This window comes from Erwinia sp. S43 (assembly GCF_016624745.1).
Classification (GTDB): Bacteria; Pseudomonadota; Gammaproteobacteria; order Enterobacterales; family Enterobacteriaceae; genus Erwinia; species Erwinia coffeiphila.
Genome location: NZ_JACVTX010000013.1, coordinates 90,544 through 106,485 on the forward strand (window position 1 = coordinate 90,544; position 15,942 = coordinate 106,485).

11 protein-coding genes are annotated in these 15,942 nt (G+C 53.0%); 5 read left to right on the forward strand and 6 right to left on the reverse strand.

Going from position 1 to position 15,942, the window contains the following annotated elements; genetic code table 11:
- Nucleotides 1-74 precede the first annotated feature (74 nt).
- From IBT47_RS16220 to pflA, 5 genes are all read left to right on the forward strand, one after another.
- A complete protein-coding gene (locus IBT47_RS16220) occupies nt 75-254 on the forward strand; it encodes a hypothetical protein (protein ID WP_200561447.1) in 180 nt (59 codons plus the stop codon).
- Complete coding sequence (gene ycaO, locus IBT47_RS16225; RefSeq protein WP_200545773.1) at nt 251-2,008, forward strand: 30S ribosomal protein S12 methylthiotransferase accessory factor YcaO; 1,758 nt, start codon at nt 251-253, stop codon at nt 2,006-2,008. The genes IBT47_RS16220 and ycaO overlap by 4 nt, the downstream gene beginning before the upstream one ends.
- Before the next feature lie 356 nt (nt 2,009-2,364).
- Nucleotides 2,365-3,222 (forward strand): formate transporter FocA, encoded by an 858-nt coding sequence (focA, locus tag IBT47_RS16230; RefSeq protein ID WP_200545772.1) that lies wholly within the window; start codon nt 2,365-2,367, stop codon nt 3,220-3,222.
- Nucleotides 3,223-3,313: 91 nt separating this feature from the next.
- Entirely contained in the window at nt 3,314-5,596 is a 2,283-nt protein-coding gene (gene pflB, locus IBT47_RS16235) for a formate C-acetyltransferase (protein WP_200561449.1), read from the forward strand.
- Between the two features lie 133 nt (nt 5,597-5,729).
- Nucleotides 5,730-6,470, forward strand: a complete 741-nt coding sequence (gene pflA, locus IBT47_RS16240; protein ID WP_105593452.1) for a pyruvate formate lyase 1-activating protein — start codon at nt 5,730-5,732, stop codon at nt 6,468-6,470.
- 137 nt (nt 6,471-6,607) lie between these two features.
- On the opposite strand, the gene IBT47_RS16245 is transcribed toward pflA, so the two are convergent.
- The 6 genes from IBT47_RS16245 to lrp all read right to left on the reverse strand — a co-directional run bounded on the left by IBT47_RS16245 (nt 6,608) and on the right by lrp (nt 15,777).
- Entirely contained in the window at nt 6,608-7,765 is a 1,158-nt protein-coding gene (locus IBT47_RS16245; protein ID WP_200561452.1) for an MFS transporter, read from the reverse strand.
- A gap of 302 nt (nt 7,766-8,067) precedes the next feature.
- Nucleotides 8,068-9,360: a serine--tRNA ligase gene (gene serS, locus IBT47_RS16250; protein ID WP_200561454.1), complete on the reverse strand. Its 1,293-nt coding sequence runs from the start codon at nt 9,358-9,360 to the stop codon at nt 8,068-8,070.
- A gap of 96 nt (nt 9,361-9,456) precedes the next feature.
- A complete protein-coding gene (locus IBT47_RS16255; protein WP_105593455.1) occupies nt 9,457-10,800 on the reverse strand; it encodes a replication-associated recombination protein A in 1,344 nt (447 codons plus the stop codon).
- A 7-nt stretch (nt 10,801-10,807) separates the two neighbouring features.
- Nucleotides 10,808-11,419 carry an outer membrane lipoprotein chaperone LolA gene (gene lolA / locus IBT47_RS16260; RefSeq protein ID WP_105593456.1) on the reverse strand — a complete coding sequence of 204 codons (612 nt, stop codon included), beginning with the start codon at nt 11,417-11,419 and terminating at the stop codon, nt 10,808-10,810.
- Nucleotides 11,420-11,484: 65 nt separating this feature from the next.
- Nucleotides 11,485-15,162: a DNA translocase FtsK 4TM domain-containing protein gene (locus tag IBT47_RS16265; RefSeq protein WP_200561456.1), complete on the reverse strand. Its 3,678-nt coding sequence runs from the start codon at nt 15,160-15,162 to the stop codon at nt 11,485-11,487.
- A 120-nt stretch (nt 15,163-15,282) separates the two neighbouring features.
- Nucleotides 15,283-15,777: a leucine-responsive transcriptional regulator Lrp gene (gene lrp, locus IBT47_RS16270; protein WP_006118610.1), complete on the reverse strand. Its 495-nt coding sequence runs from the start codon at nt 15,775-15,777 to the stop codon at nt 15,283-15,285.
- Nucleotides 15,778-15,942: the final 165 nt, after the last annotated feature.

The following is a 15,942-nucleotide window of genomic DNA, read 5'->3' on the forward strand; positions in this document are numbered from 1 at the left end:
ACCCCAATGCTGCAATGATTTATCCGGTCAACCGACCAGTTTTCAGGCCACAGCCGCAACAGCTTGTAGGGGAAATGAAACAGCAAACGATATTTTGTGAGGCGTTTTCCACCGTTGTAAACGCCTCTGTTACTGTTTCGGCGGAATATGGCATTCTTCAGCAGATGAATTTTAGGTTGCCGGATGGCGATTCCAGCGGAAAACCCGTATCATTGCGCGCTTTCCGCACAATCATTAACGAGTGGGCAAAATGACTCAAACTTATATTCCAGGCAAAGATGCCGCGTTGGAAGATTCCATCGCGCGCTTTCAGCAAAAACTACAGGATCTGGGCTTCAATATTGAAGAAGCGTCCTGGCTGAATCCGGTTCCCAATGTCTGGTCAGTGCATATTCGCGATCGCGACTGCCCACTGTGCTTCACCAACGGTAAAGGCGCCAGCAAGAAGGCTGCGCTGGCTTCCGCACTGGGTGAATACTTTGAACGCCTTTCTACCAACTATTTCTTTGCCGATTTCTGGCTGGGTAAGCAGATTGCCAACGGCGATTTCGTTCATTATCCCAATGAAAAGTGGTTCCCGCTGCCAGAAGATGACCAGCTGCCGGAAGGTATTCTCGACGCGCGCCTGCGTAAGTTTTACGATCCGGAAAATGAGCTGAGCGCCAGCGATCTTATCGACCTTCAGTCCGGTAATGCCGATCGCGGTATTGTTGGTCTGCCGTTTACGCGCCAGTCAGACCAGCAGACGGTCTATATTCCGATGAATATCATCGGCAACCTGTATGTATCCAACGGTATGTCAGCGGGCAACACCGCTAACGAAGCCCGCGTACAGGGTCTGTCTGAAGTCTTTGAGCGCTATATTAAGAATCGTATTATTGCTGAGTCCATCAGCCTGCCAGCGATTCCACAGGATGTGCTGAACCGCTATCCTGGCGTGGTTGAAGCCATCGATCGTCTTGAAGCCGAAGGTTTCCCTATCTTCTCTTACGACGCTTCTCTGGGTGGAAAATACCCGGTGATCTGCGTGGTGCTGTTTAACCCGGAAAATGGCACCTGCTTCGCCTCATTCGGCGCGCATCCTGATTTTGGCGTAGCGTTGGAACGTACCGTTACCGAACTGCTGCAGGGCCGCGGCCTGAAGGACCTTGATGTCTTTACGCCACCGACCTTTGATGATGAAGAAGTTGCGGAACACGCTAACCTTGAAACCCACTTTATCGATTCCAGCGGCCTGATCTCCTGGGACCTGTTTAAAGACGATGCCGACTATCCGTTCGCTGACTGGAGCTTCAAGGGGACAACGGAAGAAGAGTTCGCCACTCTGATGGCAATCTTCGATGCGGAAGGCCAGGAAGTTTATATTGCCGATTATCAGCATCTGGATGTTTATGCCTGCCGAATCATCGTTCCGGGCATGTCAGACATTTATCCGGCAGAAGACCTGCTGCTGGCCAATAACAGCATGGGTGCCTACCTGCGCGATACCCTGCTCAATCTGCCTGACAGCAGCTGGGAAAAAGAAGACTACCTGGCGCTGCTGGAACAGCTGGATGAAGACGGACACGACGACTTTACCCGCGTACGTGAGCTGCTGGGTCTGGCAACTGGTAAAGATAACGGCTGGTACACCCTGCGTATCGGTGAACTGAAGGCCATGCTGGCCATGGCTGGTGGCGACCTCGATCAGGCGCTGATCTGGACCGAGTGGACGATGGAATTCAACCAGTCTGTATTCAGCCCGGCGCGTGCAAACTACTACCGTTGCCTGCAGACCCTGCTGCTGTTGAGCCAGGAAGATGAACGCGATCCGCTGCAGTACCATACAGCATTCGTGCGCATGTACGGCCAGGAAGCCGTCGATAACGCTTCTGCAGCGATTAGCGGTGAAGCGCCATTCTACGGTTTGCAAAATGTAGATAGCGATCTGCTGGCATTCCCTGCACACCAGTCGCTGCTGGCAGCTTATGAGAAATTACAGGCGGCAAAACGCCGTTACTGGAAATAACTCAGCAACCTTACCTAATAACGTCAGATGCGGGTAATTTCTTTCTGAAAATGTAGCGCAGGCGATAAGTTAAAAAAAGGTAACAGTTAATAGCTGTTACCTTTTTATTTTTCACAAATTAGAATTAATCACCGCCATTTTTTTACCTTTCCATGGCGTCTGAAAATAATAATTAAATTATTTTTTTAAATATTAAAAAAGTTTTATTTGATATTTATCATCAACATACAACGAAACCAACCCTCTGATTACGATCGGAATGGCTGAATTGCCAGGCCACTATGATCCATGTCAATTTCCCTTCTATACTCGTTTGTTAGACTTTCCTTGCTGACTAATTTTTGGAGAACGTTAGTGTGAAAGCTGGCAACCTCTTTGATCTATTATTACCTGCTGAAATGGCCAAAGTTGCTGAAGACGCTGGCGTCTACAAAGCGACAAAAAAACCGTTCACCACCTTCTTTCTGGCAATTAACGCGGGCGTATTTATCTCTATCGCCTTCGCTTTTTACATCACGGCAACTACCGGTACCGGCACCATTCCCTGGGGGCTGGCAAAACTGGTTGGAGGTATCTGCTTTTCACTGGGCTTGATGTTAGTTGTTGTTTGCGGTGCCGACCTTTTCACCTCTACCGTTCTCATCGTAGTGGCCAAAGCCAGCGGCAGGATCACCTGGGGCCAACTGGCACGCAACTGGATTAACGTTTACGTAGGTAATTTTATCGGTGCCGTTTTCTTTGTCGCCCTGATCTGGTTCGCGGGACAGTATATGACCGCTGACGGCGCATGGGGGTTAAACGTCCTTCAGACCGCTGACCATAAGATGCACCACACCTTTATAGAAGCAGTATGTCTGGGTATTTTGGCAAACCTGATGGTGTGTATGGCGGTATGGATGAGTTATTCCGGCCGCAGCCTGATGGATAAGATGTTTGCCATGGTTCTGCCGGTTGCCATGTTTGTGGCCAGCGGCTTCGAGCACAGCATCGCCAATATGTTTCTTATTCCCATGGCCATTGTCATCAAAGATTTCGCTTCGCCGGAGTTCTGGCAGGCAACCGGGGCAACAGCCCAACAGTTTTCACACCTTACCGTCAGCAACTTTGTTACTGACAACCTGATCCCCGTTACCCTCGGCAACATTATTGGTGGCGGCCTGCTGGTAGGGTTAACGTACTGGGTGATCTATCTGCGTGACGGCGATCACCACTGAGTCTCTGTAACAGAATCTTATACAGCCGCAGACCGAACACCGTCTGACGGTAACGTACAACGAACTTCACGTTATAAAAGGTAGGTATCACATGACCGAGCTAAATAAAGACATGGCAAAAGCCTGGGACAGTTTTGCGGAAGGTGAATGGCAGAACAGCGTTAACGTTCGCGACTTCATCCAGAAAAACTACACTCCGTATGAAGGCGATGAGTCATTCCTGGCCGGTGCCACCCAGGCGACCACCACCCTGTGGGATAAGGTCATGGAAGGCATCAAGCTGGAAAACAAAACCCATGCGCCGGTTGATTTTGATACCGACCTTGCGTCAACCATTACCTCCCATGATGCAGGCTACATCGAAAAAGACCTTGAAAAGATTGTTGGCCTGCAAACCGAAGCCCCATTAAAACGTGCGCTGATCCCGTTCGGCGGCATCAAAATGGTGGAGGGTTCATGTAAGGTATATGGCCGTGAACTCGATCCATCACTGAAAAAAATCTTTACCGAGTATCGTAAAACCCACAACCAGGGCGTGTTTGATGTTTACACCCCGGATATTCTGCGCTGCCGTAAGTCAGGCGTGCTGACCGGCCTGCCGGATGCCTATGGTCGTGGCCGTATCATCGGTGACTACCGTCGCGTTGCGCTGTACGGCATCGATTTCCTGATGAAAGACAAGTTTGCCCAGTTCGCTTCTTTGCAGAGCGATATGGAAAATGGCGTCAACCTGGAAGCCACTATCCGCCTGCGCGAAGAGATTGCTGACCAGCACCGCGCGCTGCAGCAGATTAAAGAGATGGCGGCGAAACACGGCTTTGATATCTCCGGCCCGGCAACGACCGCTCAGGAAGCCGTACAGTGGACCTACTTTGGTTACCTTGCTGCGGTGAAATCGCAGAACGGCGCAGCGATGTCCTTCGGTCGCGTGTCGACCTTCCTCGACATCTACATCAGCCGCGATCTGAAAGCCGGCAAAATTACCGAAGAAGAAGCGCAGGAGCTGATTGACCATCTGGTGATGAAACTGCGTATGGTACGCTTCCTGCGTACCCCGGAATACGATGAGCTGTTCTCCGGTGACCCAATCTGGGCAACGGAATCACTGGCCGGTATGGGTGTTGATGGCCGTACCCTGGTGACCAAAAACACCTTCCGCTTCCTGAATACGCTCTACACCATGGGCCCGTCACCTGAGCCTAACATGACCATTCTGTGGTCTGAAAAACTGCCTCTGAACTTTAAAAAATTCGCGGCGAAAGTCTCTATCGACACCTCTTCTCTACAGTATGAGAATGACGATCTGATGCGCCCTGATTTTAACAACGATGACTACGCTATCGCCTGCTGCGTTAGCCCAATGATCGTTGGCAAACAGATGCAGTTCTTCGGCGCCCGTGCCAACCTGGCGAAAACCATGCTGTACGCAATTAACGGCGGCGTGGATGAAAAACTGAAAATGCAGGTAGGTCCGAAAGAAGCACCAATGATGGATGAGGTGCTGGATTACGAAAAAGTGATGGCGCGTATGGATCACTTTATGGACTGGCTGGCAAAACAGTATGTCACCGCGCTGAATGTCATCCACTATATGCATGACAAATACAGCTATGAAGCCTCACTGATGGCGCTGCACGATCGTGACGTTTATCGCACCATGGCATGCGGTATCGCAGGTCTGTCGGTTGCCGCGGACTCACTTTCAGCAATTAAGTACGCCAAAGTGTCCACCATTCGTGATGAAGATGGCCTGGCGGTTGACTTTAAAATTGAAGGTGAATATCCACAGTTCGGTAACAATGACTCCCGCGTTGATGATATTGCCTGCGACCTGGTTGAGCGTTTCATGAAGAAAATTCAGAAACTGCACACCTACCGTAACGCCGTACCGACTCAGTCCGTACTGACCATTACCTCAAACGTGGTATATGGTAAGAAAACAGGTAATACCCCGGACGGACGCCGCGCCGGTGCACCATTCGGACCAGGTGCTAACCCAATGCACGGTCGCGACCAGAAAGGTGCCGTTGCTTCTCTGACCTCCGTTGCCAAACTGCCGTTTGCCTACGCTAAGGATGGTATTTCCTATACCTTCTCTATCGTGCCAAACGCGCTGGGTAAAAACGATGACGTGCGTAAAACCAACCTTGCAGGCCTGATGGATGGATACTTCCACCACGAAGCCAGCATCGAAGGTGGTCAGCACCTTAACGTCAACGTGATGAACCGTGAGATGCTGCTGGAAGCGATGGAAGATCCGGAAAAATATCCGCAGTTGACCATCCGTGTTTCTGGTTATGCCGTTCGCTTTAACTCGCTGACCAAAGAACAGCAGCAGGACGTGATTACCCGTACCTTCACGCAGACCATGTAATACCCTGCGGCCCTCTTCGGGGGGCCGCCGTGAGAAGTCGGTTTCGCCAGTGGCCTGTTATTCATCTTGCAGGGCACTGTCAAAACAGACTTAACGCAGCTTAAGACTGCGTCAACGTGGAGAATTCATCGCAATGTCAGTAATCGGACGTATTCACTCATTTGAATCTTGCGGAACCGTTGATGGTCCCGGCATTCGTTTTATCACCTTCTTCCAGGGCTGCCTGATGCGCTGCCTCTACTGCCATAACCGGGATACCTGGGATACTCACGGCGGTAAAGAAATTACGGTCGAGGAACTGATGAAGGACGTAGTGTCCTATCGTCACTTTATGAATGCATCCGGCGGCGGCGTTACCGCTTCCGGTGGCGAGGCTATCCTGCAGGCTGAATTCGTTCGTGACTGGTTCCGCGCCTGTAAGGAAGAAGGGATTAATACCTGCCTCGACACCAATGGTTTCGTGCGGCGCTACGACCCGGTCATTGATGAACTTCTGGACGTTACAGACCTGGTGATGCTCGATTTGAAGCAGATTAATGATGATATCCATCAGGTGCTGGTTGGCGTTTCAAATCACCGCACGCTGGATTTTGCCCGCTATCTGGCTAAGCGGAAAATTCGCACCTGGATACGTTATGTGGTGGTGCCCGGCTATACGGATGATGATGATTCCGCCCACCGCCTCGGTGAGTTTACCCGCGATATGGGCAACGTAGAGAAAATTGAAATGCTGCCCTATCACGAATTAGGCAAGCACAAATGGGTTGCGATGGGTGAGGAATACAAGCTGGACGGTGTTCACCCGCCGAAAGCGGAAACCATGGAGCGGATTAAACATATCCTGGAAAGCTACGGTCACTACGTGATGTACTGAGCCAAAATAAAAGGGCGATCCGCAGGATCGCCCTTTTACCGTAAACCATTCAACACTACACACATCTTCAATAACGCCTGAGCACATTCAACGATGAAAACGGTCGCTAAAGACTCAGCTCACTACACCCGTTCTTCTCAGGCGTGAGCCACCGGATTGATATGGTGGTCTGCCTTGCGCAGCAGCATAGCAAGATAAATCAACGCAACCACGGCAATCATCACAAACAGCAGACGGTCTGAATAATTCTGCATCAGCATTGAAGTCATGGACGGACCGGCAAGGCTGCCAACGGTATAGCTGAGCAGTAGCGCCTGGTTCATCGCGACCAGTTCATGATGAGCGACCTTTTCGCAGGCCCAGGACATCGCGACCGGATACAGGGTAAAACCCGCACAGCCAAGAACAAATAGCGCCGGGCCCATCGCCGCATTACCCAACATGGCCAACGCACCGAGGATCACGCCAAATACCTGCACTCTCAGCACCAGCAGACGCCCATAGCGATCCGCCAGGCGACCGATTGGCCACTGCCCGATAATACCGGCGCTGACCAGCAGTGCCATCCAGTAGCCCACGCTGGAATCGGTCATTCCCTGATGCGACAGATACAGCGGCATCAGGCCATACAATGAGCCCAGCACAATACCGGAAATAATACAGCCGTTGATACCTAAGCGAGCATTGCGACGGCGCAGCATCGGCCACAGACGGCCAGAAGCACCTTCCTCACTCTCTTCTGAGGCAGAAGCCGTAATTCGGGTAAATACCAGCGGCATAATGGCCGCCAGAATCAGACCGCTTACCCATGGCAGTACCTGCATCAGCTCGGTGGATACGCGGCTGACCATCAGCTGTCCGGCAACGGTTGCAACATAATAAACGATCATGTAGGCCGCCAGCAGTCGGCCACGATTGCGTAAAGTGCCGTTACACAGCAGCGCACTCTCCACAATCACCCAAATCAGCGCACAGCCAACGCCAGCCACAAACCGCCAGAAGGTCCACATCCAGAAACCGCTTTGCAGACCCAGCGCAACTGTAGCAAGGGCAAAGACCAGCGAAGCCAGATAATAGCTGCGGTTAAAGCCCAGGCGCTTAATCAGCCAGCCGGCAATCAGCGTACCCAACAGGTTACCGCAATAGTAGGAGGAACTGACAACACCAATCTGCCAGGTCGGTAACGCGTCGTGTGTCAGCCACAGCGGAACCAGAGTATTCAGCGCAGCAATAGAAATCGTCAGCAACAGCAGACCGCAAAGCAGCACTATTACAGGACGCGACCAGATGGACATAGTAGTGAGAAACCAGAATAAGGAAGGATTTTGTGCGCATCATGCCACTGCGGGAAGGTTTGTAAAAGCACCAAAAAATAGTCGCAGCACGATTTGCTGCTAAATGATTTAATTTTTTTATCTACAAGGAGTTAGCAGAATTAAAACCGGCACAGCAGCAAAAAATATCTCATTGAATTTGCATCAAATTAGGCAGCAGAGAACGAAAATATCCATAACAAATTTTGCTTGATAACAATGAAAAAAAACCGCCTGAGACGTAATGTCACAGGCGGCCTTTTCAGCATGAATATCGATCGCTATTAGCCGATGTATTCAAGGCCTTTCATATATGGACGCAGCACTTCCGGCACTTCAATACGACCATCGGCCTGCTGGTAGTTTTCCAGCACCGCAACCAGAGTACGCCCCACTGCCAGACCGGAACCGTTCAGAGTATGGACCAGACGTGGTTTTTTCTCAGTCTTGGTACGGCAGCGTGCCTGCATACGACGCGCCTGGAAATCACCCATGTTAGAACAGGAAGAGATTTCACGGTAGGTATCCTGCGCCGGCAGCCAGACTTCCAGATCGTAAGTCTTGGTTGAACCAAAGCCCATATCACCGGTACACAGCAGCACCTTACGGTACGGCAGATTAAGCAACTGCAGCACTTTCTCCGCGTGGCCGACCAGTTCTTCCAGCGCATCCATGGAATCTTCAGGACGAGTAATATGTACCATTTCGACTTTATCGAACTGGTGCATACGAATCAGGCCACGGGTATCGCGCCCATAGGCTCCGGCTTCGGAGCGGAAGCATGGCGTATGCGCGGTCATTTTCAGCGGCAGCGACTCTTCTTCCAGAATCTCATCGCGAACCAGGTTGGTCAGCGGGACTTCTGAAGTTGGGATCAGCGCATAATTGCTGCTGGACGCTTCTTCTTCCAGCGGACGGGTATGGAACAGATCTTCACCAAACTTAGGCAGCTGGCCCGTACCATACAGGCTGGCGTTGTTCACCAGATAAGGAACGTAGGTTTCCTGATAGCCGTGCTGTTCTGTGTGCAGATCGAGCATAAACTGGCTCAGCGCACGATGCATCAGCGCAATTTGCCCTTTCATCACGATAAAACGTGAACCGGTCAGCTTAACCGCCGCGGCAAAATCCAGGCCTACGGCCATTTCACCCAGCTCTACGTGGTCGCGCACCGCAAAATCAAACTTACGCGGTTCACCCCAGCGGCTGATTTCCAGGTTTTCAGTGTCGTCTTTACCCAGCGGAACCACATCATCAGGCAGATTAGGAATAGCCAGTGAGAAGTCACGAATATCGTTTTGCAGTGCGTCCAGCTCTGCTTTAGCTGCATCCAGGCGTTCGCCCAGGTCATTCACTTCCTGACGCAACGGTTCGATGTCTTCCCCACGTGCTTTGGCCTGCCCGATGGATTTGGATCGCGAGTTACGCTCTGCCTGCAGATTTTCAGTTTCTACCTGCAACACTTTACGACGCTCTTCGTGAGCGCGCAGCGTGTCAACGTCCAGTTTATAACCCCGGCGTGCCAGTTTTTCAGCGACTGCGTCTGGCTCATTACGCAGCAGATTGGGATCGAGCATGCTTGTCCTGTGCTTGTTGTGATGGAATTAAAGAAAAGGCGCATTCACCATAGTGAATGCGTTGAATTCGCAGGTAACCTTACCGCAACGCCCCGGTCAGCGGTAGCGTTTTGTCGGGCTATTTTGATCCTGAGCGGCAAGCCAGGTGAGCTTTTCACCGATTTTGCCCTCCAGCCCGCGAGATGTTGGCTGATAGTAGCGCGTCTGCGCCATCTGCGGGGGGAAATAGTCCTCACCGGCCGCGTAGGCGTTCGGTTCATCATGGGCGTAGCGATACTCTGCTCCCAGCCCCATTTCCTTCATCAGCTTCGTTGGTGCATTGCGCAAATGTTCAGGCACGTCGTAATCCGGATTTTCACGTGCATCGCGCATGGCCGCTTTGAACGCAGTGTAAACGGCATTGCTTTTCGGTGCACAGGCCAGATAGACAATCGCCTGGGCAATCGCACGTTCACCCTCAGCCGGGCCAACCCGGGTAAAGCAGTCCCAGGCGGCAATAGCCACCTGCATTCCGCGCGGGTCAGCATTGCCGACGTCCTCAGAAGCAATTGCCAGCAGCCGGCGAGCAACATACAGCGGATCGCCACCCGCGGTAATAATTCTTGCATACCAGTACAGCGCCGCATCTGGTGCGGAACCGCGCACGGACTTATGCAGTGCAGAGATCAGATCGTAAAAACGGTCGCCCTTGTTATCGAAGCGGGCGCTGCGTTCCCCTGAAACTTCGTTAAGCAACTGCGGCGTCAGTTCACGCTTGCCCTCTGCGTTAACCTCGGCCATATCCGCCATCATTTCCAAGGTATTAAGCGCCCGGCGGGCGTCGCCATTAACCAGTTCGGCAATCATACTGCGGGTATTATCCGGCAAAATGACGTTGTCTTTGCCGAAGCCACGTTCAGCATCATGCATCGCCTGATCGAGCACAGCGGCGATATCATCGCTGGTTAACGATTTAAGCAGATAGACGCGGGCACGCGAAAGCAGTGCCGAATTGAGTTCAAACGAGGGGTTCTCAGTTGTCGCACCGATAAAAGTAATGGTGCCGTCCTCAATATGCGGCAGGAAGGCATCCTGCTGGCTTTTATTGAAGCGATGCACCTCATCGACAAACAGGATGGTACGGCGGCCCGCATTACGACTCTGTCTGGCGCGTTCGATAGCTTCGCGTATCTCTTTCACGCCGGATGTCACGGCGGAAATACGTTCAACATCCGCCTGGCCGTAGTGACCGATAATCTCAGCCAGCGTAGTTTTTCCTGTCCCCGGCGGTCCCCATAAAATCATCGAATGAAGATGACCGGCCTCAATGGCACGCGGCAGTGGTTTACCCACCGCCAGCAAATGCTGTTGACCAATATATTCATTCAGATTGCGTGGCCGCATGCGCGCGGCCAGAGGCTGAAATTCGTTACGGGAAAAATCGAGAGACAGGTTACTCACGCGAACCTCACTGACGCTGATCGTCCAGGGTTACGCCTTTTGGTGGCGTGAAGGTGAACTTATCAGCGGAGATAGCCCCGTTCTGCTGACTTTTCAGCGCATAGCTACTGCGCTGGCCGTCCTGTTCTACTGCGCTGAACTGGTTGATCGTACCGTTGGTTGATACGTTGATATCAAACTGCTTCAGATTGCCGTCGATAGATTTCGGCGTCAGTGAGAAGTTGTCTCCTTTCTGCGCGATATTATACTGCTTCCAGTCGCTGGCCTGATTGCGGGCGATCAGCATAAACGGCGTGTTGCCGGTGGCGTCTTTCAGCCAGCTGGCGCTAACCTGTTCAACAAAAGGATTGTAGAACCACAGCGTTTTACCATCGGAAATCAGCGTGCTCTCATCGGGGGCCGTCATATGCCAGTTAAACAGATTTGGCCGTTGCACCCACATTTCCCCCTCGCCGTCCTGAACGGATGCGCCGCTGCCGTCAGTCACTTTCTGACTGAACGTGGCGTGGAAGCTTTTTACCTTATCCAGGCGCTGCTTCAGCTCGCTGGAGGCATCTGCCAGCACGCTGGCCGAGGTAAAGGCCGCCAGCAGACAGCATGAGATTACAAATTTTTTCATTACGGCATCCTTAATAACGCTTTGATATCACGCTCAAAATAAAGCATTGATTAACTAAACAACCATCACATTTCATGCGGTGGCGGTGCCAGTACTTCACGGTTCCCGTTGTGACCTGGCGATGACACAATGCCCTGCGCTTCCATCTGTTCGATGATGCGCGCGGCGCGGTTATAGCCGATACGGAACTGACGCTGCACCCCGGAAATTGAGGCGCGGCGCTTATCCACCACGAAGGCAACGGCCTGGTCAAACAGCTGGTCGAGTTCTTCATCCCCTTCCATGCCGCCGCCTGCGGATTCACCATCATCGCCGCCGCTGAGAATACCTTCTTTATATTTTGGCCGCTCGCGCGCTTTCCAGTCTTTCACCACCGCGTGAACTTCCTGATCGCGAACAAAAGCACCGTGCACACGGACAGGGATTGATGAGTTCGGGGCCAGATAAAGCATATCGCCCATACCCAGCAACGACTCCGCGCCGCCCTGATCGAGGATCGTGCGCGAGTCAATTTTACTCGATACGGTAAAGGCGATACGGGTTGGAATATTCGCCTTGATCAGACCGGTGATCACATCCACCGAGGGACGCTGAGTCGCCAGTACCAGGTGAATACCGGCGGCACGGGCTTTCTGCGCCAGGCGAGCGATCAACTCCTCCACCTTTTTACCTACGGTCATAATCAGGTCGGCAAATTCATCGACCATCACCACGATGTAAGGCTCTTTCTCCAGCACCGGTGGCGTCATGTCCATACTGTCGGTTGGCTTCCAGAACGGATCGGGAATCGGGCGCCCCATCTCTTCTGCCAAATCGACTTTTTCGTTGTAGCCAGCAATGTTACGCACGCCCAGCGCCGACATCAGCTTGTAACGACGTTCCATCTCAACCACACACCAGCGCAGGGCATTTGCCGCATCTTTCATATCCGTAACCACATCGGTTAGCAGATGCGGGATACCTTCGTAGACCGACAGTTCAAGCATTTTCGGGTCGATCATGATAAAGCGCACTTCTTTCGGCGTGGCTTTATACAGGATGCTGAGGATCATCGCGTTAACGCCCACAGACTTACCGGAACCGGTTGTACCGGCAACCAGCAGGTGAGGCATTTTACCCAGATCGGCCACCACCGGCTCGCCGGAAATATCCTTACCGAGAACGATAGACAGCGGCGACGGGTTGTCCAGGAATGCCGGGCAGTTCAGCACTTCTCGCAGATAAACCGTCTGGCGTTTCTGGTTAGGCAACTCCAGGCCAACGTAAGGCCGCCCCGGGATCACTTCCACCACGCGCACGGCGACTGCAGAAAGGGAACGGGCCAGATCGCGGGAAAGGTTAGAAATTCGCGCCGCTTTCACGCCAGGTGCCAGATCCAGCTCAAAGCGCGTGATTACCGGTCCTGGCGAGTTACCCACGACTTCCGCTTTAACGCGATAATCGGCCAGTCGTGCTTCGATCAAACGCGAGGTCTGCTCAAGCGCAAAGTGATCGACCGGCTCGGTTTCCGTTGGCGGAGAGGTTAACAGATCGAGGCTAGGCAGTGGTGTCGTCGGCTTATATGTCGGCTGCTCGTGACGAACCAGGAACGGATGGATCAGGCTGTCCATATCCGGTTCGGCTGCGACAGGCTCAACGGTTGCCGGTGGCTGAACGGCCTGCGCGGCTGGCACAGGTCGCCAGGCTGAAGCGGGTGCCGGATCGGCCGCTTGCTCCCGTGCTGGCTGCCAGCTATCTGGCTCCGGCTGCCGCTGCGATTCTGGCTCCGCTTTCTGCCACTGGGAAGCAGGTTCTTCACGCCACTGTTGCTGTGGCGCAGTAACCAAAGCCTGAGGCTGCTGAGCGCTGACTGAAGACTGCGGTTGTTGATATGTACTTACCGGCGGTTGTTGCCACTGAGGCGCAACGTGCTCTGGTTCTGTGACTGCCGATGGCATAAACAGAGGCTCGGCAGGACCGTCATCCACCAGATCGTCCATTGGTGAGAAATCGAATGCAGAAGAGGTATCCAGAGTAAACGTTGGAGCTGCTGGTTCTGATGCAGACGGTGCGGACGACGCAGCCGGCGCCGTCGGTGCGCTTTCAGCCGCGTAACGCTGTTGCTGCTGTGCAGCAAACTGGCTGGCCAGCGCGGCCTGCTGCACCAGATCCTCTTCCTCAGGAGAAAGAGCTTCACCATAGCGCTGTTGCTGCTGAGCAAGGAATGCTGCGCGCAGGCTTGCCTCTTCGGCTTCGTTATCCTGTTCATCACTCAGTTGTGGCACAGCATAACGGGCTGCGGCCTGCTGCTGTTCCTGCTGCTGACGCAGTTCTTCTTCTCTGGCTTTTTCTTCGGCCATCCGCTGCGAAGGCAGCTTAATGCCATAGGAAGCCAGTTCACGCCGCGTCGGGAGTTTAACCGGTTTCGGTCGTGGCAGTTCAGGGCCAATCCCCTGCTTCACCTGCGGATTATCGTCATCATCGCTGGTCGCACTGAAGCCAGGCATAAACGGCATCGCGTTATCTGAGGCCTGCACAACGGCAGCGCCGGCACCTGCCGCTGTCGCTATCGTCGCAGCAGCATGTGAGGTCGACTGCGGTGAGAATTCAAACGGTGAGGAAGAAGCTTCACGCCAGTTCCCCATTTGTGGGCCGTCATCCTCATCCTGATAAGACGGTGCAACCGGCGGCGGGGTCTGCACTTCCTGCGGAACTTCGAAGCGATAGACCGGCGGTTGAGCAGTCTGTTGTGTAGCGGACTGTGCTGGAGGCGAAGTCGGCTGCGACAGAGCAGATGCCTGCGGCTGCGCGACAACAGGTTCATGGTGCGCCGAAGGGGTATGCTGCAAAGCATCGGTATTCGTCGCTTCTGCAGCATAGGCGTTCGTCGATGCAACAGCGCTGACTGCCGCAGCCTGACCTGCGGAAACCACTTCCGCCACCGAAACCGCAGGTGCTGCGGATTCGTCTGATGCTGCCTTCAGCGGTTTAGCCAACAGCGGATCGTGTTCGTCGTCCTCAGCATCCGGCAAAGCGTGTTTTGCCAACAGAACGTCGTCACCCTCGTCTTTACGCGTTGCCCGTGGAGAGATGACCGGTGCATCCTCTTCCTCGTAATCATCGTCTTCCTGCCACTTTTCATCCGCACGGGAGCGATTACTGGCAAACGTCAACACGCCCATCACCACCGCGCCAATTTTCTCAGCGATGGTCAACCAGGACCAGCCGGTATACAGCGTAAGGCCTGCCGCCCAGACGCAAAGCAGGATTAAAGTTCCGGCCGGGCCGTTCACCCACGGAGCCATGGCATTGCTTAACAGACTGCCAATCACGCCACCGGAAGCGAAGTACCCCATATCATCAGCATTTAGCGCAGCCAGGCCACAGGAGGTCACCACCAGCGCAAGTACGCCGATAAGCCGTAAAGCAACGGCAAAATAGTCGATGTATTCCTGGGAGCTACGCTGACGGAAGGTGATCCAACACAGGCCTAAAATAACGGGAGGAATTGCATATGCCATCACGCCAAAGATGAAAAACAGCGTATCGGCAAGCCACGCACCCACTCCACCACCGAGGTTATGGATAGGCTCGTGCCAGGCAGTTTGCGACCAGCTTGGATCGGATGCATTGAAGCTCAACAGCGCAACCATGAGATAGATGGCGAAAAGAGCAACAATAATCAGTAACGCTTCCAGCAGACGGCGTCCACTGCTTAGCGGTTGTAACGAAACTTCTTTATCTTCTGTATATTCCTGGCTCAAGAGTACTCTCCAGGTGCCTGTAAACTATGAAGGCAACAGCGTCGGGGTTAACCCGACGCTGAACCTGTATGAATTCACAGGAGTGTATCGAAACCTACCAGGTTTTGCACCTGTCCTGTGTTACCGGGTCTTAATCACTAAACGGTTACTTTGTTTCACTTCTTCCATGACTACATAGGTACGCGTATCGTTCACTCCCGGCAGGCGCAGCAGCGTTTCGCCGAGTAATTTGCGATAGGCGGACATGTCAGGTACGCGCGTTTTCAACAGATAGTCGAAATCACCGGAAACGAGGTGACACTCTTGAGTTTCCTCAAGTTTTTGCACGGCGGCGTTAAATTGTTCAAACACGTCTGGCGCGCCACGATTCAGAGTAATCTCAACGAAAACCAGCAGAGAAGCGTCAAGATAGTGTGGATTCAGCTGCGCGGTATAGCCAAGAATGAAGCCCTGGCGTTCCAGGCGACGCACACGCTCCAGACACGGCGTTGGGGATAGTCCCACGCGTTTGGATAGTTCAACGTTAGAAATACGCCCATCCTTCTGTAATTCATTCAGGATGTTGCGGTCGATTCTGTCAAGGTCTTTACCCGGTCGTTTTTTATTGTCTACCATTATTATTGTCTCTCTTAAATCCTTCCCTTTACCTGCCTACCCTGCACGCTGAGTCGTTTACAGAGTCGTTCTAAGTGAAGACATAGAGCCTGCTGCGATATTGCACGCCTCATCTGCATGACGCATGTTGTCTGTCCACACCATGCGTCATTCCAAATGACAGAC

Bases quoted from the DNA above. Each gene is read 5' to 3' on its own strand.
- IBT47_RS16220 (WP_200561447.1), top strand. From the start codon at position 75: ATGAAACAGCAAACGATATTTTGTGAGGCGTTTTCCACCGTTGTAAAC.
- ycaO (WP_200545773.1), top strand. From the start codon at position 251: ATGACTCAAACTTATATTCCAGGCAAAGATGCCGCGTTGGAAGATTCC.
- pflB (WP_200561449.1), top strand. From the start codon at position 3,314: ATGACCGAGCTAAATAAAGACATGGCAAAAGCCTGGGACAGTTTTGCG.
- pflA (WP_105593452.1), top strand. From the start codon at position 5,730: ATGTCAGTAATCGGACGTATTCACTCATTTGAATCTTGCGGAACCGTT.
- IBT47_RS16245 (WP_200561452.1), bottom strand. From the start codon at position 7,765: ATGTCCATCTGGTCGCGTCCTGTAATAGTGCTGCTTTGCGGTCTGCTG.
- serS (WP_200561454.1), bottom strand. From the start codon at position 9,360: ATGCTCGATCCCAATCTGCTGCGTAATGAGCCAGACGCAGTCGCTGAA.
- lolA (WP_105593456.1), bottom strand. From the start codon at position 11,419: ATGAAAAAATTTGTAATCTCATGCTGTCTGCTGGCGGCCTTTACCTCG.
- lrp (WP_006118610.1), bottom strand. From the start codon at position 15,777: ATGGTAGACAATAAAAAACGACCGGGTAAAGACCTTGACAGAATCGAC.